The organism is Undibacterium sp. GrIS 1.2 (assembly GCF_040544435.1).
Classification (GTDB): Bacteria; Pseudomonadota; Gammaproteobacteria; order Burkholderiales; family Burkholderiaceae_D; genus Undibacterium.
In genome coordinates this window covers 48,859-69,446 of the sequence record NZ_JBEONP010000016.1, presented here as the reverse complement: position 1 = coordinate 69,446, position 20,588 = coordinate 48,859, and the positions used below count along the sequence as shown (strand labels likewise).

General features: G+C 45.6%; 20 protein-coding genes. 11 read left to right on the top strand and 9 right to left on the bottom strand.

From position 1 onward, the window contains the following. Positions 1-178: 178 nt before the first annotated feature. From AAKU61_RS09180 to AAKU61_RS09145, 8 genes are all read right to left on the bottom strand, one after another. Positions 179-1,162, bottom strand: a complete 984-nt coding sequence (locus tag AAKU61_RS09180) for an NAD(P)H-quinone oxidoreductase (protein WP_354331549.1) — start codon at positions 1,160-1,162, stop codon at positions 179-181. A 126-nt stretch (positions 1,163-1,288) separates the two neighbouring features. Then, entirely contained in the window at positions 1,289-3,409 is a 2,121-nt protein-coding gene (gene pnp, locus AAKU61_RS09175) for a polyribonucleotide nucleotidyltransferase (RefSeq protein ID WP_354331547.1), read from the bottom strand. Between the two features lie 228 nt (positions 3,410-3,637). Next, a complete protein-coding gene (gene rpsO, locus AAKU61_RS09170) occupies positions 3,638-3,907 on the bottom strand; it encodes a 30S ribosomal protein S15 (protein ID WP_322119452.1) in 270 nt (89 codons plus the stop codon). A 161-nt stretch (positions 3,908-4,068) separates the two neighbouring features. Beyond that, positions 4,069-5,607 (bottom strand): 2-isopropylmalate synthase, encoded by a 1,539-nt coding sequence (locus tag AAKU61_RS09165; RefSeq protein ID WP_322119453.1) that lies wholly within the window; start codon positions 5,605-5,607, stop codon positions 4,069-4,071. Between the two features lie 436 nt (positions 5,608-6,043). Continuing rightward, entirely contained in the window at positions 6,044-6,904 is an 861-nt protein-coding gene (gene pssA / locus AAKU61_RS09160) for a CDP-diacylglycerol--serine O-phosphatidyltransferase (RefSeq protein ID WP_354331544.1), read from the bottom strand. A 503-nt stretch (positions 6,905-7,407) separates the two neighbouring features. After that, the gene (gene ilvC, locus AAKU61_RS09155) at positions 7,408-8,424 is read right to left on the bottom strand and encodes a ketol-acid reductoisomerase (RefSeq protein ID WP_322119455.1); all 1,017 of its coding nucleotides are present in this window, start codon (positions 8,422-8,424) and stop codon (positions 7,408-7,410) included. 126 nt (positions 8,425-8,550) lie between these two features. Beyond that, a complete protein-coding gene (ilvN, locus tag AAKU61_RS09150; RefSeq protein ID WP_188565843.1) occupies positions 8,551-9,042 on the bottom strand; it encodes an acetolactate synthase small subunit in 492 nt (163 codons plus the stop codon). Between the two features lies 1 nt (position 9,043). Further along, positions 9,044-10,771, bottom strand: a complete 1,728-nt coding sequence (locus AAKU61_RS09145) for an acetolactate synthase 3 catalytic subunit (protein WP_354331541.1) — start codon at positions 10,769-10,771, stop codon at positions 9,044-9,046. 559 nt (positions 10,772-11,330) lie between these two features. On the opposite strand from AAKU61_RS09145, the gene AAKU61_RS09140 reads away from it, so the two are divergent. The 10 genes from AAKU61_RS09140 to AAKU61_RS09095 all read left to right on the top strand — a co-directional run bounded on the left by AAKU61_RS09140 (position 11,331) and on the right by AAKU61_RS09095 (position 18,338). Further along, on the top strand, positions 11,331-11,903 hold the full coding sequence (locus AAKU61_RS09140) for an RNA polymerase sigma factor (RefSeq protein ID WP_322119457.1): 573 nt from the start codon (positions 11,331-11,333) through the stop codon (positions 11,901-11,903). After that, entirely contained in the window at positions 11,900-12,316 is a 417-nt protein-coding gene (locus AAKU61_RS09135) for a DUF3619 family protein (protein ID WP_322119458.1), read from the top strand. The genes AAKU61_RS09140 and AAKU61_RS09135 overlap by 4 nt, the downstream gene beginning before the upstream one ends. A 2-nt stretch (positions 12,317-12,318) precedes the next feature. Continuing rightward, entirely contained in the window at positions 12,319-12,999 is a 681-nt protein-coding gene (locus AAKU61_RS09130; protein WP_354331539.1) for a DUF3106 domain-containing protein, read from the top strand. Positions 13,000-13,002: 3 nt separating this feature from the next. After that, positions 13,003-13,539, top strand: coding sequence for an RDD family protein (locus AAKU61_RS09125; RefSeq protein WP_354331537.1), 537 nt, complete (start codon positions 13,003-13,005; stop codon positions 13,537-13,539). Between the two features lie 167 nt (positions 13,540-13,706). Continuing rightward, positions 13,707-14,375, top strand: a complete 669-nt coding sequence (locus AAKU61_RS09120) for a TetR/AcrR family transcriptional regulator (protein WP_322119461.1) — start codon at positions 13,707-13,709, stop codon at positions 14,373-14,375. 49 nt (positions 14,376-14,424) lie between these two features. Beyond that, positions 14,425-15,006 (top strand): LOG family protein, encoded by a 582-nt coding sequence (locus tag AAKU61_RS09115; RefSeq protein WP_354331605.1) that lies wholly within the window; start codon positions 14,425-14,427, stop codon positions 15,004-15,006. Positions 15,007-15,332: 326 nt separating this feature from the next. Then, on the top strand, positions 15,333-15,542 hold the full coding sequence (locus AAKU61_RS09110) for a DUF3460 family protein (protein ID WP_322118126.1): 210 nt from the start codon (positions 15,333-15,335) through the stop codon (positions 15,540-15,542). A 21-nt stretch (positions 15,543-15,563) separates the two neighbouring features. Next, on the top strand, positions 15,564-16,451 hold the full coding sequence (locus AAKU61_RS09105) for a segregation and condensation protein A (RefSeq protein WP_354331603.1): 888 nt from the start codon (positions 15,564-15,566) through the stop codon (positions 16,449-16,451). Between the two features lie 67 nt (positions 16,452-16,518). After that, entirely contained in the window at positions 16,519-17,358 is an 840-nt protein-coding gene (gene panC / locus AAKU61_RS09100) for a pantoate--beta-alanine ligase (protein ID WP_354331535.1), read from the top strand. Then, positions 17,358-18,338, top strand: a complete 981-nt coding sequence (locus tag AAKU61_RS09095) for a cobalamin-binding protein (protein WP_354331533.1) — start codon at positions 17,358-17,360, stop codon at positions 18,336-18,338. Before panC ends, AAKU61_RS09095 begins: the two co-directional genes overlap by 1 nt. Before the next feature lie 231 nt (positions 18,339-18,569). Here AAKU61_RS09095 and AAKU61_RS09090 read toward each other — a convergent pair whose 3' ends face one another. Next, complete coding sequence (locus tag AAKU61_RS09090; RefSeq protein ID WP_354331531.1) at positions 18,570-19,394, bottom strand: M90 family metallopeptidase; 825 nt, start codon at positions 19,392-19,394, stop codon at positions 18,570-18,572. 311 nt (positions 19,395-19,705) lie between these two features. On the opposite strand from AAKU61_RS09090, the gene rarD reads away from it, so the two are divergent. Then, positions 19,706-20,578, top strand: coding sequence for an EamA family transporter RarD (gene rarD / locus AAKU61_RS09085; RefSeq protein ID WP_354331529.1), 873 nt, complete (start codon positions 19,706-19,708; stop codon positions 20,576-20,578). Positions 20,579-20,588 lie beyond the last annotated feature (10 nt).

Here is a 20,588-nt window from a genome sequence, read left to right as displayed (position 1 = left end):
ATAAATATTTGAGTCAATCAATTAACCAAAAGCATCGGCAATATCGCTTTGGAAGTCAAAAGACATAAGTATACTCCCAGTTAGTATATTAAATATGTCCAATGATTTAATGGGCAATAAGACTATTTATACAAAAAGTAAGGGGAGTATATTTATGATCTATTCTTAATTTATTTTATTACTCACAAACCTGTAACATAATCTTACCCACATGCAAGCTGGACTCCATCAAACTGTGTGCTTGAGCAGCCTGCCCTAATGGAAAAATTTGATGTATCACGGGCTTTATTTTTCCAGATACAAGCAAAGGCCAGACATGCGCCTTCAATTGCTGCGCAACCGCCCCTTTAAACGCAACCGAACGCGGCCTCAAAGTTGAACCGGTAATTGTCAATCTTCTGCGCAATACCTGCCCCAGATCCAGCTCCGCCCGAGCACCACCCAGCAAAGCGATGATCGCAAGACGTCCATCATCTGCTAGGCAATTGATTTCACGCGGGATATAGTCTCCGGCAACCATATCCAAAATCACATTGACCCCTTTATTGTCAGTAAGCGATTTGATGATCTCTACAAAATCTTCATTCCGATAATTGATACCACGCTCAGCCCCTAGGCTCTCGGTCGCACGGCACTTATCATCCGAGCCAGCAGTGGCAAACACACGATGCCCAAGAGCCGCAGCGATTTGGATGGCGGTTACGCCGATACCCGAGGTACCGCCCTGCACTAGAAAAGTTTCTCCTTGGGTTAATCTGGCACGATCAAAAACATTACTCCAGACCGTAAAATAGGTTTCCGGCAACGAGGCCGCCTCCATTAAAGAGAGTCCTTCCGGCAAAAGCAGGCATTGCTGCGCCGGAGCTACACAATATTCCGCATAGCCACCACCCTGTACAAGAGCGCAGACCAAATCACCTTTTTTAAATCCAGAGTCGCCCAAATCACCGCCAACAATCTCGCCTGCGACTTCTAAGCCCGGCAAATCAGACGCCCCCGGAGGAACAGGATACTGACCAAGACGCTGAAAAACGTCAGGGCGGTTAATACCTGCCGCATGCACCTTAATCAATACTTCGCCCGCTTTAGCCTCGGGAATTGGACGCTCGCACAATTGCAAAACTTCTGGCTTACCGTACTGTGTAATTTCAATTGCGCGCATGATCTTGTCCTGTTTAAAAAAGTACTATTGTACGGCGATAAAAAAACGCCTGCGCGTAAGCACAGGCGTTTTTGAGAAAAGCGAATTTGCTATAGCCATGCATAGCAAATATTTAGGTAGTCAAGATTACTGAGGCTGAGCTTCAACTTCTGGAGCTGCTGCTTTCATTGACAATTTAAAGCGACCGCGATCGTCAGTTTCTAATACTTTGACACGTACTTGCTGACCTTCTTTAAGGTAATCAGCAACTGCATTGACGCGCTCATTAGCGATCTGACTGATGTGCAACAAGCCATCCTTACCTGGCATGATTTGGACGATCGCACCAAAGTCTAGCAACTTCAGTACTGTGCCATCATAAACTTTACCGACTTCAACTTCTGCAGTCAGCTCCTGAATACGACGTTTAGCTTCCTGACCCGCAGCTGCATCTACCGAAGCAATTGTCACTATGCCTTCATCGCTAATATCGATTTGGGTACCAGTTTCTTCAGTTAAAGCGCGGATCACAGCGCCGCCCTTACCGATGACATCACGGATTTTTTCTGGATTAATTTTGACGGTAATCAGACGTGGTGCGAAGTCGGACAATTCTGCTTTACCATGGGGTACAGCCTCTTGCATTTTGGCAAGAATATGAACGCGACCTTCCTTAGCTTGCGCCAAAGCGACTTGCATGATTTCTTTTGTAATGCCTTGGATTTTGATATCCATTTGCAAGGCAGTAATACCTTCAGCAGTACCAGCGACTTTAAAGTCCATATCGCCCAAATGATCTTCATCACCCAAAATGTCGGTCAAAACGGCAAACTTATTACCATCTTTAATCAAGCCCATGGCGATACCGGCTACGTGAGCCTTCATCGGCACACCAGCATCCAGCAGTGCTAAACAGCCACCGCAAACCGACGCCATTGAAGAAGATCCGTTGGATTCAGTAATTTCTGATACCAAACGCACTGAGTAGCTAAAATCTTCTGGCGACGGTAAAGCCGCTAACAAAGCACGTTTAGCCAAACGACCGTGACCGATTTCGCGGCGCTTAGGCGTACCAACGCGACCAGTTTCACCAGTAGCAAACGGGGGCATGTTGTAATGCAGCATGAAGCGATCTGTGTACTCGCCCATCAATGCATCAATTTTTTGCTCATCACGCGCTGTACCCAAAGTCGCAATCACCAAAGCCTGCGTCTCACCACGAGTAAACAAAGCCGTACCATGCGTACGTGGCAACACGCCAGTACGAATCGTAATCGGGCGCACTGTACGAGTATCACGACCGTCAATACGTGGCTCACCATCCAGAATTTGGGAGCGAACAATTTTCGATTCCAAATCAAACATGATATTGCCTACATCGGAAGAATCCGGTACCGATGTGCCTGACGCTGCAGCTTGCTCAGTCAATGCAGCGCTGACTTTCGCACTTGCATCTTTAAGCAATTGCGTACGAGCTTGCTTTTCACGTGTTTGATAAGCAGCGCGCAATAAAGGCTCTGCTACTGCTGAAACAGCCGCGATCAATGGCTCGTTCTTTGGTGCTGGTGCCCATTCAACTTCTGGTTTGCCGCCATCGCGAACTAAATCATGAATCGCATCAATCACTGCCTTCATTTGCTCGTGACCGTACACCACGGCACCCAGCATAACTTCTTCAGATAATTGTTGCGCTTCAGACTCAACCATCAAAACTGCTTGCTCAGTACCGGCAACAACCAGATCCATAGCGGATGTTTTTAACTGAGTCGCGGTTGGATTCAATACATATTGACCATCGATATAACCCACGCGTGCGGCGCCGACTGGGCCACTGAATGGAATTCCAGAAACGCAGATCGCGGCAGAAGCGCCGATCATAGCGGCGATATCGGGATCGATTTCAGGGTTGACGGATAAGACATGAATGATCACCTGCACTTCATTCAAATAGCCTTCTGGAAACAGAGGGCGAATTGGACGATCGATCAGACGGGATGTCAGTGTTTCTTTTTCAGATGGACGACCTTCACGCTTGAAAAAACCGCCTGGAATACGACCAGCAGCATAAGTTTTCTCAAGGTAATCAACCGTCAGAGGGAAAAAATCTTGACCTGGCTTAGCGTCTTTTTTTGCAACAACGGTTGCTAATACAACGGTATCTTCAATTGATACCAAGACTGCACCAGAGGCTTGACGAGCGATCTCGCCTGTTTCCAACGTCACTTGATGTTGACCGTACTGGAAAGTTTTCGTAACTTTATTAAACACAATGTGTCCTTTCTATTTTGCCGACAGATTTTCAGGCGCTGTCGTCCACCTCACCGCGAGCGAATCTTGGATTCGCTTTCCTGCATTAACTAATTACAGACTCAATTACAAGATACTAATTACCAACCACCAACTACAAACCATAAACAACAAAAAGCCTGCGACAGCGAACTGAGGCAGGCTTTCTGCTACAACATTTTTGCTATGTAATAAATATATAGCAATGAATTACTTACGCAAGCCGAGTTTTTCGATCAGTGAACGATAACGGTTCAAATCTTTACCTTTGAGGTAAGACAACAGGCTTTTACGACGGTTAACCATCATAATCAGACCACGACGTGAGTGGTGATCTTTAGCATGTGCTTTGAAGTGACCGTTTAAGTCATTGATGCGTGCAGTCAATAAAGCAACTTGCACTTCTGGGGAGCCGGTGTCATTTACACCGCGGGCATTGTCCGCAACGATGGCGGCTTTAGTACTTTTTTCAAAAGTCATGATTTTCCTTAACATGCGATGGCAAGAGAATGAACCCTTATCATCGTGATAACAATAATCTCACCAAAACGGTAAGACGAGTGACTATAACATGAATTCTTTACCCGATCAAAGTAGGTTTATGCCATCCGGACCTAAGTAATGACTGTATTAAAGCTAGATCACAGCTGAGGATTAAGCTTCTCTACTTTTGAATGCAATTTATTCAAAGCCGACAAATACGCTTTAGCTGAGGCAACCACAATATCAGGATCGGCCCCGACACCATTTACGATACGACCCGCTTTAGATAGACGCATCGTAACTTCTCCCTGAGATTGCGTACCAGTGGTGATCGCATTCACTGAAAATAGCAATAACTCAGCGCCACTTTGCGTCGTCGATTCAATCGCATTCACAATCGCATCGACAGGACCGTTGCCGTGGCCGTTGCAAGTAACTTCTTTCGTATCAATTGAAAACACAATTTTTGCTGCTGGCCTTTCACCTGTCTCGGAATGCTGTGCCAAAGAAACAAACCGATAGTATTCATTACCGTGTGCATGTTCTTCATCGGAGACCAAGGACATAATATCTTCGTCAAAGATTTCTGATTTACGATCTGCCAGCTCTTTAAACCGCGTAAATGCCGCATTCACATCCGCCTCTGACTCCAAGGCGATGCCCAGCTCCTCAAGACGTTGTTTGAATGCGTTTCTACCAGATAATTTACCCAGAACGATTTTATTTGCACTCCAGCCGACATCTTCAGCTCGCATAATTTCATAGGTGTCACGCGCTTTCAACACACCATCTTGATGAATCCCAGAGGCATGCGCAAACGCATTCGCACCAACCACTGCCTTGTTTGGCTGTACTGCAAAGCCAGTAATTTGAGAGACCAATTTTGAAGTCGCAACGATCTGAGTCGTATCAATATTACAGTCTAAATTGAAGTGATCACGACGAGTCCGTACTGCCATCACGATTTCTTCTAGCGCAGTATTACCAGCACGCTCACCCAAACCATTGATCGTACATTCCACCTGACGCGCCCCGCCGATCATCACACCAGCTAACGAATTTGCCACTGCCATACCCAGATCGTTGTGGCAATGAACTGACCATATCGCTTTATCCGAATTAGGAATACGCTCGCGTAAATTTTTTAGCATCGTGCCGTACAACTCTGGTACGCCATAACCTACCGTATCGGCAAAATTGATTGTGGTTGCGCCCTCAGCAATGACGGCCTCGATCACCCGGCATAAAAAGTCCATATCTGAACGACTGCCGTCCTCAGGACTAAATTCAACATCATCGGTAAACTGCCGCGCAAAACGCACTGCTTGCTTCGCTTGCTCAAATACTTGGTCCGGTGTCATCCGCAGCTTCTTTTCCATATGCAATGGTGAGGTCGCAATGAAGGTGTGAATACGTTTTCTTTGGGCAGATTTCAGTGCCTCAGCTGCACGAGAAATATCCCGGTCATTGGCGCGCGATAATGAGCAGATAATCGGTTCTCTTACCGATGTAGCAATCGCTTGGATTGCCTCAAAATCTCCTTGCGATGCGGCAGCAAAACCTGCTTCGATCACGTCCACTTTTAGGCGTTCTAACTGACGTGCAATCCGGATTTTTTCATCCTTGGTCATAGACGCTCCGGGCGACTGCTCGCCGTCACGTAAGGTGGTATCAAATATGATTAATTTATCACTCATAATCTAATCCTGATTTTATAAAAATTAAAATATTGGCGTAGGTAATCGGTGTAAGTAACCAGCATAAGCAACATACTTTTGAAGCGTGCTTAATTGTGTACTCTATTGCGTGCTTTTAATTCTCTTCATCGAAGATAAAAAAAGAGAAGTAGCCGGTTATAGCTAACGTAAATTGATAGCGCGATATCTGGTCGATATCTTAGGAGCTGCTAAGGTCACTAGAAAACCTGGTGGGTTTTCATAAGACCATTCACTGGCAAATTGCTAAAAATTTAGGCATAAAATTCTTGAAAACGACTATAAGCGTGATTATCTCTAAGTGCAAGAATTTATAGCAGAATTAATCTAGAATTTTCTATGTTTTTGGATTATCAAAAAACAAAAAGCCGCGTCACATTTCTGCGGCGCGGCTATATACTTATTATCACACAGATTGCTATTTATCTTCGTGTGGCTCCACCGTTGTTTGAACAATACTGATGGGGCGACCTTTGCGCCAGCGCCACAGTAAAACAACGTAACCAGACAAGCCATACAAGACAAATAATCCAAACAATACTTTAGGTGGGTCTTTAACCACAGCGACGTATCCAAGCACGATCAAAAGTGGTGCAACAAACGGAACCGAGCGACGAAAATTTACATCTTTAAAACTGTAAAAAGGAACATTCGTCACCATCGTCAATCCAGCAAATAAAGTAATGCACCAAGTACTCCAACTAAGTTCACTACCTTTAAAATTCAGATCGGTCATAAGCAGCACAAATCCTGCGACCAACGCCGCCGCGGCCGGACTTGGCAAACCTTGAAAATAACGCTTATCAACTACAGCGATATTGGTATTAAAACGTGCTAATCGCAATGCGGCTCCAGCACAGTAGATAAAGGCAGCTAACCAGCCGAGTTTATCCATCCCACGAAGCGACCATTCATACGCGACCAAAGCTGGTGCCGCGCCGAAAGAAATCATGTCAGACAAACTATCGTATTGAGCACCAAATTCGCTTTGCGTATTTGTCATCCGCGCCACACGACCATCCAGACTATCCAGCACCATCGCTGCAAAAATAGCGAATGCCGATTGATCAAAACGTTGGTTCATCGCCATCACGATCGCATAGAAGCCACAAAACAAAGCTGCAGTAGTAAATGCATTGGGCAACAAATAAATCCCACGCCGACGTTTGGCAGGAAGCATCTGCCCGTTCTCGCTGAATGTGTTTGCTTGATTTTTACGTGCGCCACGAGGAAAAAGCTTAAGACTACCTTTGGGCTTGCGTCGTTTGAAAGATGGCATGCGTGTAATGAATGAATTGAAAGTAAGGCGAAAGTATAACGTCTATTACACGGCAGTAAAAATCAATTCCATCACCTTTGTCTAACGCGGTATTGATAGAAAGACGTTATTGCTTTATCGGCAAACAGCCTGGCTTTGCTATTCGACCCTACCAAACTGTATGATTTACGTCGTGTATTCAATATGGAAATCTAAATAATCGCTATATATGATTAGCATAAATTAGCAAGATAGCGGTGTGCATGATTAACACATCATAAGCCCGTATAAATGACAGATTTTACGTAAACTTTACACTCATATAAATTTATACTCCTGGTATGTATATATTGAGTGTCCATATATTAATTGGACGATATGTTATTTTTTATAAAAAATTCGGGGAGTATATTAAAATCAATAAGGAAATTTCAATAAAAAAGTCGCCCTGGCAGGCGACTTTTTTGTTTTCAACTTGCGCAGACTAAAAGTCAGCACCAGAAGATAATCTGTAATTGTCCAGATTAATTTTTCGATTGATCGACTAATTTATTCTTAGCAATCCAAGGCATCATTGCGCGCAACTTAGCACCGACCTCTTCTATCTGATGCTCAGATGTCAAACGGCGACGGGAAATCAAAGTAGGTGCACCTGCTTTATTTTCAAGGATAAAACTCTTCGCGTATTCGCCAGTTTGAATATCTTTGAGGCATTGACGCATTGCATCTTTGGTCGCGGACGTGACGACTTTAGGGCCGGTCACATATTCGCCATATTCTGCATTGTTCGAGATCGAGTAATTCATGTTGGCGATACCGCCTTCATAGATCAAATCGACGATCAATTTTAATTCGTGCAGACATTCAAAATACGCCATTTCTGGTGCATAACCAGCTTCGACCAAGGTCTCGAAACCAGCTTTGATCAGTTCAACTGCGCCACCGCACAATACTGCTTGTTCGCCGAACAAATCGGTCTCAGTTTCTTCACGGAAGTTAGTTTCGATGATACCGGCACGACCACCACCGTTGGCCATCGCATAGGACAAAGCGATATCACGTGCAGAGCCTGACTTATCTTGATATACAGCGATCAAGTGAGGAACACCACCACCTTGAGAATACGTGCCGCGAACTGTGTGGCCTGGCGCTTTTGGGGCGATCATGATTACGTCCAGATCGGCGCGTGGTACGACTTGGCCGTAATGAACATTAAAGCCATGTGCGAACGCTAATACAGCACCTTGCTTGGCATGTGGCGCTACGTTTTCAGCATACACTTGGGCGATGTTTTCATCTGGCAACAAGATCATAATGACGTCAGCTGCTTTCACTGCATCATTCACTTCCGCTACATTCAGACCGGCGTTTTTTGCCTTGTCCCATGACGCGCCACCTTTGCGCAGAGCAACGGTAACTTTACAGCCAGAATCATTCAAATTTTGTGCGTGGGCATGACCTTGGGAACCGTAACCAATGATCGTAACGTTTTTGCCTTTGATGAGGGACAAATCGCAATCTTTATCGTAGAAAACTTTCATTTTTATTCCTTCGTAATTTAATTAGTTTAATAATTTTGTAAATAGAATTTTAGAACTTGATATTGTCTTTAATTGGCACGTTTAATGACTACCAATAATTCCGACTAAAAATCTTTAATTGTTTGTTTACACTTTGAGAATACGCTCGCCGCGACCGATGCCAGAACCACCAGTACGCACAGTTTCTAAAATCGCTGTGCGGTCGATGGAGTCAATGAAGGCATCAAGCTTGCCTTTGTTACCAGTCAGTTCGATGGTGTACGTTTTTTCGGTGACATCAATGATACGTCCACGGAAAATATCCGCTGTACGCTTCATCTCCTCACGCTCTTTACCCACGGCCCTGACTTTGATCAACATCAGCTCACGCTCGATATGCGCACCCTCGGTCAGATCCACGACCTTCACGACTTCAATCAGACGATTTAAGTGCTTGGTGATTTGCTCGATGATGTCATCCGAACCCGAGGTCACAATGGTCATGCGTGATAGCGTGGCATCTTCGGTCGGCGCTACGGTTAAGGTTTCGATGTTATAACCACGGGCAGAAAATAAACCCACTACACGTGACAAAGCACCCGCTTCATTTTCCAGCAAAACAGAAATGATATGTCTCATGTTATAAATCCTCCGAGCCGAGCAGCATTTCAGTCAAACCAGCACCCGCCTTGACCATAGGCCAGACGTTTTCGGTTTGATCTGTGATGAAGTTCATAAACACCAGACGATCTTTCATGGCGAAGGCGTCTTTTAAAGCGCCATCAATATCAGCTGGGTTTTCGATCTTCATGCCGACATGGCCGTAGGCCTCTACTAACTTGGTAAAGTCCGGCAAAGAGTCCATGTACGACTCGGAATAACGTGAACCATAATCAATTTGCTGCCATTGCCTGACCATGCCGAGGAAACGGTTATTAAGCAAAATAATTTTCGGGGTCAAATGATATTGCTTGCAGGTAGCGAGCTCTTGAATACACATTTGTATAGACGCTTCGCCTGTAATACAGGCGACAGTCGCACCGGGATTGGCCATCTGCACACCCATCGCATAAGGCAAGCCCACGCCCATCGTGCCCAAGCCGCCAGAATTAATCCAGCGACGTGGTTTATCAAAGCCGTAATACTGCGCCGCCCACATTTGATGCTGACCAACGTCAGAGGTGACGAAGGCGTCGCCCTTGGTGATTTCCCAAACTTTCTGAACAACTGACTGAGGTTTAATCACTTCAGTCGATGTCGGGAACTTCAGACAATCGCGTTTGCGCCACTCATTGACTTGCTTCCACCAGTCTGCCAGAGCTTTGGGATTAGATTTGGTTTCAGCGACACTCAATTGCGACAAAAATTCTTGCAATACGTCTTTAACATTACCGACGATAGGAATATCAACTTTTACCCGCTTAGAAATCGACGATGGATCAATATCGATATGAATAATTTTGCGCGGACTAGACGCAAAATGTTTGGGGTTGCCGATAACGCGGTCATCAAAACGTGCGCCAATCGCAATCAACACGTCGCAGTGCTGCATTGCCATGTTAGCTTCGTAAGTACCGTGCATGCCGGGCATACCGACAAATTTATCGCTAGAGGCTGGATATGCGCCTAATCCCATCAAGGTGTTAGTGCATGGAAAGCCTAACTGATCGACCAGTTTATTCAACTCTGGCGACGCATTCGCCAGAATCACACCGCCACCGGTATAAATCATCGGGCGCTCTGCTTGCAGCAATAGTTGCACCGCCTTACGGATCTGGCCAGAATGACCTTTATCCACTGGCTTGTAAGAGCGCATTTCAATTTCTTTTGGGTAGAAATAGGTAGTCTTGTGCATGCTGATATCTTTAGGGATGTCAACTAACACAGGACCGGGACGACCCGTTGTAGCGATAAAAAAAGCCTTTTTAATGGTCGTCGCTAAATCTCTGACGTCTTTCACCAAAAAGTTATGCTTGACGCAAGGACGTGTAATACCGACGGTATCGCATTCCTGGAAAGCATCCTGACCAATTGCGTGACTTGGAACTTGGCCGGAAATGATCACCATCGGGATCGAATCCATGTAAGCGGTTGCCAGGCCAGTTACCGCATTGGTAACGCCAGGGCCAGATGTCACTAGCGCAACACCCACTTTTTGTGAGGATCGGGAATAAGCATCAGCTGCGTGTATCGCGGCCTGCTCATGACGAACAAGAATATGTTGAAACTTGTCCTGATTAAAAATTGCATCGTAGATATAGAGTACGGCACCGCCCGGATATCCGAACACATGCTCAACACCCTCTTCGGCCAGACATTTAACTAAGATCTCTGCGCCGGTTATTTCTGTATTTGTATCTGAACTCATTTACGTTTCCTTTCAAGGTCCATAGGAGATTGATCGGATGTTCTTTCCTGACGAAATTACGAAGCGAGGCGGTCTGCTGATATTCCTTTTTGTGCGGTCACATTACCCTTGGTACATCCGTTGGATATATTTCCAGATAAGGCTTAGAACACTCGTTCAATCAGTATTTTGGGCTTTGCTAAGACAACTTCTCACGCTTGTGGCATGGGTTAGAACAAACTGCTTCATTAGAGCGAACCTGCAGAGGACAGCATTGTGAGCCGATTCCAGCAAGTATTTATTGCCTCGAGATTTCAAGGCGGATTCATACGGTACTGTGTTGCACCATTTTGGTCAAGACAAATTCCACCTTTTAAAGCACAAAATCCCTTCCAAATCAGGTACTTTGTACAAAAAACGGGACATAGAAAAGGAATTTTGCTAGCATGGGCGCACTTTTAAAGGGAAAGACAATCACGTAACTCGTGCGCCAACCCAATAGCTGCAAAAAAATATGCAAGAATAGCTTTTTGCGACAGATAAACAAAATTACTAAGTTATTGATTAGCTACGCCAACAGATGGCCACAGACAAAGAATTATCCAATTTTCTTGAAGGCGTAGAACGTCGCGCCTTCAAACATGCCGTCTATACCGTACGCAACCAAGAGTCTGCGTTGGATATTGTGCAAGAATCCATGATCAAGCTTTCTGAAAAATATGGCGATAAGCCTGCGGCAGAATTGCCGATGCTATTTCAGAGAATTTTGCAAAACACGATTCTAGATTTTTTTCGTAGAGAAAAAGTGCGCAATACTTGGGTTAGCTTATTTTCAAGTATCACTCCAAACAATAATCAAGGCGATGATAATTTTGATTTATTGGAAAGTTATGCCGCAGAAGATGGCACAGAAGCATCGGAATCAAGCGCGGACAAGATAGAACGTGAACAAGTTCTGAATATTATCGATGAGGAAGTACAAAAACTTCCAGCGCGTCAACGGGAAGCCTTCCTCATGCGTTATTGGGAAGACATGGACGTAGCAGAGACTGCCGCCGCAATGGGCTGCTCAGAAGGCAGCGTAAAAACGCATTGTTCCCGCGCGACACATGCGCTCGCAGTATCGCTTAAGGCAAAAGGAATAACATTATGAATTACTCACGAGAAGCGCAAGACCTCGACTTTGCCTACAAAGTACGGCATGCATTAAACGAATCCGCTGAAAACATTCCCGCACCGGCGCTGGACAGGCTCGCTAATGCGCGCAAAATTGCAATGTCACGCAAAAAGCAAGCTTCGCCAAGTGCGGTTTTTGCATTTGGTGGCGTTTTGGCTGGCAATGCGGGGTTTTCTTTCCAAGGACCACAATCTTGGCTAGGTAAGCTGGGCGTTATCTTGCCTTTGCTGGTACTGGTAATGGGCTTGACAGGCATTTACGAATACGAGCAACAAAGAAGAATTAGCGATTTAGCAGAAATTGATGCGGCAGTTTTAGTCGATGAATTGCCACCTGATGCTTACCTTGATACTGGCTTTAGCGCTTATTTGAATAAAGCGGAGGAATAGGCGTGCGCTTATCCACTTTGCTCGTGGTCAACAGAACTGAAGTCCTTGCCTTAATCATGGCAGTGGTAGCGTCGGTAACTTACGTCATGTCAGCTACCGCTGCTGACGTGACGCCAACTGTTGCGCAAAAAGCTACCGCGTTACCAGCAACGCCATTGACTAGACCAAGCTGGCAGGAATTAAGTGCGACACAAAAAATCGCACTTGCCCCACTCGCGCCTGAATGGCAACGGATGAGTGAGCAAAATAAAAAGAAATGGCTAGAAATTGCAAATAAATATGCAGTAATGAAGCCAGACGAGCAAGTTCGGGTGCAAGAACGTATGCGCGCCTGGGTTAAATTAACGCCTGAACAACGCATGCAAGCACGAGAAAATTTTGCTCGTACAACTCAAATAAACTCAGAAAAAAAATCTGAGCAGTGGCAGCAGTATCAAAAATTAAGTGAAGAAGAAAAGAAAAAACTCGCAAGTGAAGCGGTGAAGAAAAAAAGCGTAACAAACCTTCCCTCAGAAGCTCAACGCAAAGCAGTGCCTCTGGCTCCTATTAAAGGCGCACCTAAGGCAGCGTTGGCAGCACAGGTAAACAAGCCGGCCGCTGTAACTACACCGCAATCGGCAAGTTTGCCAGCAAGCGCGTTGCCTGTACCAAACACGTCGGTATCTCAAACTCCGGCAAAGTAACAAGTGGCTACAACAAATACTGCTATCCCATCACCTGTAGCACCAGCCTTAAAACGTCGGCTTATTTGCATGGTTTATGAAGCGATGCTTTTGTTCGGTGTCATTTTTACGGCAGACATGATATTCGACGTTTGGACCCAGAGTAGGCACGCACTGACCCTTCGCCACGCTCGTGAGGCCTGGCTCTTCGCCATACTCGGAATATATTTTGTGTTTTTTTGGTGCCGGAGTGGTCAAACTTTGGCAATGAAAACCTGGAATATCAAACTAATTGATGGCGAGAGACAAAAATTACCCATCATTAAAGCAGTAGTTCGCTACTGCCTGGCATGGATGTGGTTTATTCCAGGCCTGGCGATTGCCTACCAATTCGAATTAAAAGGATGGCTCGCTATTGTGGCCGTCACCGCAAACATTATCCTTTGGGCGCTAACATACAAGCTTGATAAAGATGGTCAATTTTTGCATGATAAATTAGCGAAAACTCGCTTGGTGCACGCGGAAGTTAAATTAAGCAATGACACCAGATTCGTAGATTAAGACTGATTCCAACGCCAACTACAATCCAGTCAAATATTCATTTATAGCGAATAATTTTTATGTTTCACTATAAACACAACGAATTCTCTTGGGAAAATCCCTATCCAATTTTTGTGCTTTGCCAGTTCAATGTTATTCTATTGAAAAAATAATTCTAGAGAGTCGGCATGCAACACAAAACGCCTCGTCGTACCAGGGAACGTATACTGGACTTATCACTTCGCCTATTTAACGAATTTGGCGAACCCAATATCACAACCACTGTCATTGCTGAAGAGATGCACATCTCTCCGGGCAATCTTTACTATCACTTCCGTAATAAAGACGATATTGTTAATTCTATCTTCACTCAATTTGAAGAAGAAATTAATAAAAAGCTCGCGTTCCCGGAAGGTCGTAAAGCGAACATTCAAGATATCTGGACTTATCTGCACCTGACCTTTGAACTGGTCTGGCGCTATCGCTTTTTTTATCGTGATTTAAACGATCTGCTGTCTAGAAATCGCAATCTGGAACTGCATTTTAAACAAATTCTGTCGCACAAAATCAAAGTCGCCACCGAGCTTTGCTATGGCCTGCGTACCGATGGTGAGTTTGAAGGCAACGACATCGAGATTGACGCCCTTGCGACCAACATGGTGGTGGTCGCCACGTATTGGTTGTCCTACGAATATGTTCGCAATCCTCGCAAATACACCGAGCTACAAACCATGTCCGAATCCCTGGCGCGTGGCTGCTATCAGGTGATCGTGCTAATCAGCCCTTACTTGCGCGGCGAAACTAAAAACGTCTTCGAAAAACTATCGCAAGAATATCTGAAAAAAATTAACCCATAAAATTAACCAGTAAGCTCAACACCCGCGCTTCAGGAATCCCATGTCCACCATAAAATCGCTTTGCGTTTACTGCGGCTCATCCATCGGTGACGACGACGCCTACGCGCAAGGCGCCCGCCAGCTCGCTGCTGAAATGGTGTCGAACAGCATCTCCCTCGTCTATGGCGGTGGCAATGTAGGCCTGATGGGAGTGATCGCGGATGAAGTCTTACGGCTCGGTGGTCAAGTCACTGGAGTTATCCCGCAAGCCCTGATGGATAAAGAAGTTGGCCATACAGGTTTAAGCCAGCTACACATCGTCAAAAATATGCATGAACGCAAAGCCATGATGGCGGAATTGTCAGACGGCTTTATCGCCATGCCGGGCGGTGTTGGCACTTTGGAAGAACTGTTTGAGATGTTCACCTGGTCGCAACTGGGTTTTCATCAAAAGCCATTGGGCTTATTGAATATCGCTGGTTTTTACAATAGCCTGCTCGATTTTCTGCAGCACACTGTCAATGCCAAATTTTTGAAAGCAGAACACTTGGCGCTGCTATATCAGCAAGAAGATCCAGCTAAACTAATTCTGGATCTGCAGCAAGCCAAACCCCTGGCCTTGCATAAATGGGTTAAACAAAACGATCTTTAACTCATATTCAACCGCGCCTTTGTATTATTAAACATCAATCATCGTTGAGTATCCATCTAATTAATACACTACCATTCATTACATACTACCCATTAGTATATTTTAATCGTCCATATACTTATTGGACAATCAGGCATAATTTGATTGGATTGCTAGGGAGTATATAGAAACATCCTTCAGTATCCGATCCAAAAACCGCTGTACTGTCACCAACTGACATGATCTGGGCGATTCCCTCGCCACAAAGCAAATCCCTCTTAATTACTGCTGCATTACAGGGTAAAATGCGGGTTCGATTGTTTTTTTACCTGTTGATCGCGATCATTATGAAGTTCACCAAACAATTTCAGCTTTACCAATCCGAAGCAACTCAGTTTATTCAAAGTCTGAAAAAAGCTAATCCGCAATTAGAGCAAAGCCAGCGTGATGGTCGTGCTTTGTTATGGGATAAAGCACCGATTGATCTTGCGACGCAAAAAGACACGATTGAGTCCAATATCGATCAACAAGCTTACGTGTACCAAAACAAAGCCTAAGCCAAGACTGCTGTGACAGCAATCAGCACTACTTTGTCAGCGACAGATTTGCCTCTGGTTGGCAGTAGCGACAGCACGCCCAACGTTGTTGATGGACTGGCGTTCGCCAAACTATATGGCGAGCCGCTGTTCAAACTACCCAACGATCTCTACATCCCGCCTGATGCGCTGGAAATTTTTTTAGAAGCGTTTGAAGGCCCGCTGGATTTGCTGCTCTACCTGATCCGCAAGCAAAATTTCAATATTCTCGATATCCCGATGGCGCAAGTCACGTTGCAATATCTGGACTATGTTGAGCAAATCCGCAAACATAATCTGGAGCTGGCCGCAGAATATTTGTTGATGGCAGCGATGCTGATTGAAATCAAATCACGCATGCTCTTGCCCAGCACCAAAAGTCTGGATGATGGCGAAGCAGGCGATCCGCGTGCAGAATTAGTGCGTCGTCTACTGGAATATGAGCAAATGAAACTAGCTGCCTACGACCTCAATGCGGTTCCTCAGCTAGGACGTGATTTTTTGCATGCGCAAGTCTTTGTTGAGCAAAATACGGTATTGCATTGGCCGCAGGTCGACGTGCAAGATTTACAAGCAGCCTGGGCCGACGTGCTAAAACGAGCCACACTTGTCGCCCACCACAAAATCAGTCGTGAAGAATTATCGGTGCGCGAGCACATGACAGGTATTTTGCGCAAATTGCAGTCCGCTAAATTTATCGAGTTTTCAGATCTATTTGATCCTAGTAAAGGTGCACCAGTGCTGGTGGTTAATTTTGTTGCCTTGCTTGAACTGGCAAAAGAAACTTTAATAGAAATTACTCAGGCAGAAGCTTTTGCACCGATTTATGTGAGACTCGCTTATTTGCCAACGCACTCATCAACGTACTCACTAACGCACTCCCCTAATTAATCGCTAAGCCAGCAAACTCTCGCTACGAATCAAATCATAGTCGTCACATTCACTCACTCTTATCCTCATGAAAATTATTTCCTCTATCGAAGAATTGCGCGATCAACTACGCGGTCAATTACGTACTGCATTTGTACCGACAATGGGCAATTTACATGAAGGTCATTTGTCCTTGATGCGTCTGGCAAAAAAACATGGCGATCCGATTGTGGCTTCGATTTTCGTCAATCGATTACAGTTTGGCCCAAACGAAGATTTTGATAAATATCCGCGTACTTTTCAGGCTGACGTAGAAAAGCTGGAGAAGGAAGGTGTGTATGTATTGTTCGCCCCGACAGAAAAAGACCTCTACCCAGAACCACAAGAATACCGGGTGCGTCCACCCGACGATCTGGGGAATATCTTAGAAGGCGAATTCCGCCCTGGCTTTTTTACCGGCGTTAGTACTGTTGTGCTGAAATTATTTTCTTGCGTCCAGCCCCGTGTTGCGGTGTTTGGTAAAAAAGATTACCAGCAATTAATGATCATCCGGAATATGGCAAAGCAGTTTGCCTTACCAACTGAAATTATCGCTGCCGATACCTGGCGCGCTGATGATGGACTCGCACTGTCATCACGCAATGGTTATTTGTCTGAGGCTGAACGCGTAGAAGCACCTGTTTTATATCAGACACTGAATGAGGTTGCGCAAGAAATCCGTTCGGGGCACCTGGATGTTTTTGAGCTGGAAAAGAAAGCCATGGCGAAACTAGCAAATCGTCATTGGAAGCCAGATTATATTTCTGTACGCAAGCGCTCCGACTTGCAACCACCGTCTGCTGGCGATATTGCGCAGAAGGCGGAGCTGGTGGTAGTCGCCGCCGCCAAGCTTGGCAACACCCGCCTGATCGACAATCTGGAAGTCTGATGACACAGCTTGCAAAAAGCAGAGAGCACTTTTGTCTCATCAAAAAACTGTCTGCTTTCATGGCACTGGCAGCGATCAGCTTGCACAGTGTCGTGGGCCACGCCGCCATCAGCGTGACTGATGATGCACAACATGTGGTGACGCTGGCGAAGCCAGCACAGCGCATTATCAGCCTCGCGCCGCATGCGACTGAGTTGTTGTTTGAGGCCGGTGCCGGTAGCCAAATTGTCGGCGTCAGCGAATACAGCGACTTTCCGGAAGCCGCTAAAAAAATCCCTTCGATTGGCAATGTATTCGCATTAGATGTAGAACGCATCATTGCGCTCAAACCCGACCTGATCGTGATCTGGGGTACTGGCAACGGCAAAACCCTAGCGAGTAAATTGCGCGATACCCATATCCCGATATTCGAGAGCGAGCCACGCAGTTTTGAAGATATTGCCAGTTCAATAGAACGTCTGGCAGTTTTGACTGACAAGCAAGCGACCGGCAATGCGGCCGCCCAACGTTTCAGAAATCGTTTAGAAAAATTGCGCCAAACTTATCAGCCCGGCTTGTCGTCCAGCCTGTCGTCCGGCTTACAAGTCAGTACTACAAACACAGCAGAAAAACAAAGAATCGTCAGCGTGTTTTATCAAATTTGGCGCAAACCTTTGATGACCTTAAATGATCAGCATCTGGTATCGGCAGCAATCCGTTTGTGTGGTGGTAAAAACATATTTGGCGGCTTAAAAGAAATCAGTCCCACAGTCAATACCGAAGCAGTGCTAGCGGCCAACCCGGATGCGATTATTACCACTGGCGGCGAGCAGCAAGATGTCTTCGCCGACTGGCGGCAATTCACTACGCTCAATGCCGTCAGCAAAGGTAATTTATTTACCGTAAAAGGTGACTGGATGAATCGTGCAGGGCCGAGAATTTTAGATGGCACTGAGATGCTCTGCAAACATCTGGCGACTGCCAGAGCAACACTGAAATAAGATTCAAATCTGATCTCATTTTGCTAGCTTTGCGAGTTGAAAGTGGATATTGCTGCTACCTCACGTCACATTCAAATAAATATACTCAGGTAGTGTATATTTTAGTCGTCCATATAATGTCTGGACAATTCGGATTTTTAATTAAAAATGAAGGGGAGTATATAAAAATACGCCCTTTTGATCGAATCAGAAGCTAGAACGGATTACAACACTCAGCATAAAATTAAGCTATTAATTCCAGTCGCGTGGATCAACCTGATAATACGCGCGGAATTGCTCAAATAGCGCGGGATGATATCTCGCCATCTCCCAGGTTTTCTCAAAAAACGTCTCTGTCCCGACCGCAAAAAATTCTGCCGGATTGGTCGCGCCATAATGATCCATCACCGTTTCTTCACCTAGCTCCGCTGCGCGCTGCAATACATCAAACTCTTGGGACAAGATACTAGACCAACGTTGATAACGCGCCTTACTCATCAAGGCCGGTGCACCGTTGGTGCTGCCGGTTTCGCTATCGAGCTGATGCGCAAACTCATGCAAGACTACATCGTGCCCTGCGATTTGCGTACCATCGCTGCGCTGCACATGATCCCATGCCAGGATCACCCTGCCATCACTCCAGGATTCTCCCGACAAAGTTTGGTTAGCATGAGTGACTACACCACCTAGGCTAGTTTGGATATGCGGCTTCATAAAAGCACTGGGATAAACCAGGATGGTTTTTAAGGCTGGGTAAACTGTGCTTGGACGATTAAGGAGCAACATGCACGCTCTGGCAGCGATCGTGACTTTGATCTCATCCGTCATCTGTAAATCATCGCAAGCAATAAATTTCTTTTGATATAAAAACTGTTTGATCAATCGCTTTAACTGTAATTGCAGCTCCGCTGGCATTCTGGAATACACCGGGATATTTTTACGCAGTATTTTGGAGTAGTGACCAGGGAATGGCTTTTGCAAAGCGCGCTTCAACAGCACATCAGGCAACCACACAATCAGTCCGACCGTGATTACGATGCTGGATAATACAAGCATTAGTGGTAAAGCGGAGGACATTGATTACCTGCAATTCTGAATGAAAACACAGTAACGATACCGTGTTATCTCTGGTTATTTAGACCGTTGCCATCTTGATAAAATCTATGCAGCTTGATAGCAAACATAAGTACGAGCTGGAATCAACTCATACCTTCAGATGGGACAGTCTTCAGAAAAAACAATAGCTATTAACCATAGCTATTGAATGAAGTGCCCGCAAGGCAACACGAATAATCGATTGCTGCGATAATGCGCCCTCACCGATGCCATCAATATCATTCTAAAAATAAGGCATCCAATCCCGTATTCTATTTTTTGATTGTCCTCCCATGCGCAAAGGCATACTCTACGCAGCTTCCGCTTATATCGTCTGGGGCTTATTTCCAATTTATTTCAAAGCTCTGCACGGGATACCTGCACTAGAAATTTTGTTACATCGCATGTTGTGGTCACTGCTATTTTTGATGGTGGTACTGGCATGGCGTAGTCAATGGTCTTGGGTACGCGATGTGCTGCGTCAACCAAAGCTGATCGTCGGATTTGTCGCCAGCGCGACCCTGTTGTCAGTCAATTGGCTGATCTACATCTGGGCGATCAATAACGATCATATCGTCGATGCCAGTTTGGGATATTTTATGACGCCGCTGGTCAATGTCCTGCTCGGTTACGCTATCTTGCGTGAGCGCTTGCGGTCAGCACAATGGTTTGCCATAGGCCTGGCAGCCTGCGGTGTGATCTGGCTGACCTGGCAAACCGGTCATCCTCCCATCATTGGATTGTCTCTCGCCATCAGCTTTGGCGTGTATGGTTTATTGCGTAAAACAGCCGCGCTTGGCGCGCTAGAGGGCTTGTCGCTAGAAACCTTTTTGCTGTTCCCGTTTGCTTTTGCTTATCTGACTTACTTAACAGTGCAAGGTCATAATGCCTTCATCAGCGGATCTGGCACAACCCAATTATTACTGCTGGCAGCTGGCCCGATCACTGCAATTCCCTTACTAATGTTTGCTGCCGGTGCTCGCCTGATCCCTATGGCGACGCTGGGATTGCTGCAATATATTGCGCCATCAATCCAACTGATATTAGGCGTCATTTTGTATCATGAGCCATTTAGCGGCGAAAGACTAATCGGATTTATGGCGATCTGGGCTGCGCTAGCGGTGTATTCTGCAGAGGGAATACGTCACTCCTTCAGACGCCAATAATCCAGGTTTT

Excerpts from the sequence above, each read along its gene's own strand:
- AAKU61_RS09180 (WP_354331549.1), bottom strand. The coding sequence starts at position 1,162 with ATGCGCGCAATTGAAATTACACAGTACGGTAAGCCAGAAGTTTTGCAA.
- rpsO (WP_322119452.1), bottom strand. The coding sequence starts at position 3,907 with ATGACTTTTGAAAAAAGTACTAAAGCCGCCATCGTTGCGGACAATGCC.
- AAKU61_RS09165 (WP_322119453.1), bottom strand. The coding sequence starts at position 5,607 with ATGAGTGATAAATTAATCATATTTGATACCACCTTACGTGACGGCGAG.
- pssA (WP_354331544.1), bottom strand. The coding sequence starts at position 6,904 with ATGCCATCTTTCAAACGACGCAAGCCCAAAGGTAGTCTTAAGCTTTTT.
- ilvC (WP_322119455.1), bottom strand. The coding sequence starts at position 8,424 with ATGAAAGTTTTCTACGATAAAGATTGCGATTTGTCCCTCATCAAAGGC.
- ilvN (WP_188565843.1), bottom strand. The coding sequence starts at position 9,042 with ATGAGACATATCATTTCTGTTTTGCTGGAAAATGAAGCGGGTGCTTTG.
- AAKU61_RS09145 (WP_354331541.1), bottom strand. The coding sequence starts at position 10,771 with ATGAGTTCAGATACAAATACAGAAATAACCGGCGCAGAGATCTTAGTT.
- AAKU61_RS09140 (WP_322119457.1), top strand. The coding sequence starts at position 11,331 with ATGGCCACAGACAAAGAATTATCCAATTTTCTTGAAGGCGTAGAACGT.
- AAKU61_RS09135 (WP_322119458.1), top strand. The coding sequence starts at position 11,900 with ATGAATTACTCACGAGAAGCGCAAGACCTCGACTTTGCCTACAAAGTA.
- AAKU61_RS09120 (WP_322119461.1), top strand. The coding sequence starts at position 13,707 with ATGCAACACAAAACGCCTCGTCGTACCAGGGAACGTATACTGGACTTA.
- AAKU61_RS09110 (WP_322118126.1), top strand. The coding sequence starts at position 15,333 with ATGAAGTTCACCAAACAATTTCAGCTTTACCAATCCGAAGCAACTCAG.
- panC (WP_354331535.1), top strand. The coding sequence starts at position 16,519 with ATGAAAATTATTTCCTCTATCGAAGAATTGCGCGATCAACTACGCGGT.
- AAKU61_RS09095 (WP_354331533.1), top strand. The coding sequence starts at position 17,358 with ATGACACAGCTTGCAAAAAGCAGAGAGCACTTTTGTCTCATCAAAAAA.
- AAKU61_RS09090 (WP_354331531.1), bottom strand. The coding sequence starts at position 19,394 with ATGTCCTCCGCTTTACCACTAATGCTTGTATTATCCAGCATCGTAATC.
- rarD (WP_354331529.1), top strand. The coding sequence starts at position 19,706 with ATGCGCAAAGGCATACTCTACGCAGCTTCCGCTTATATCGTCTGGGGC.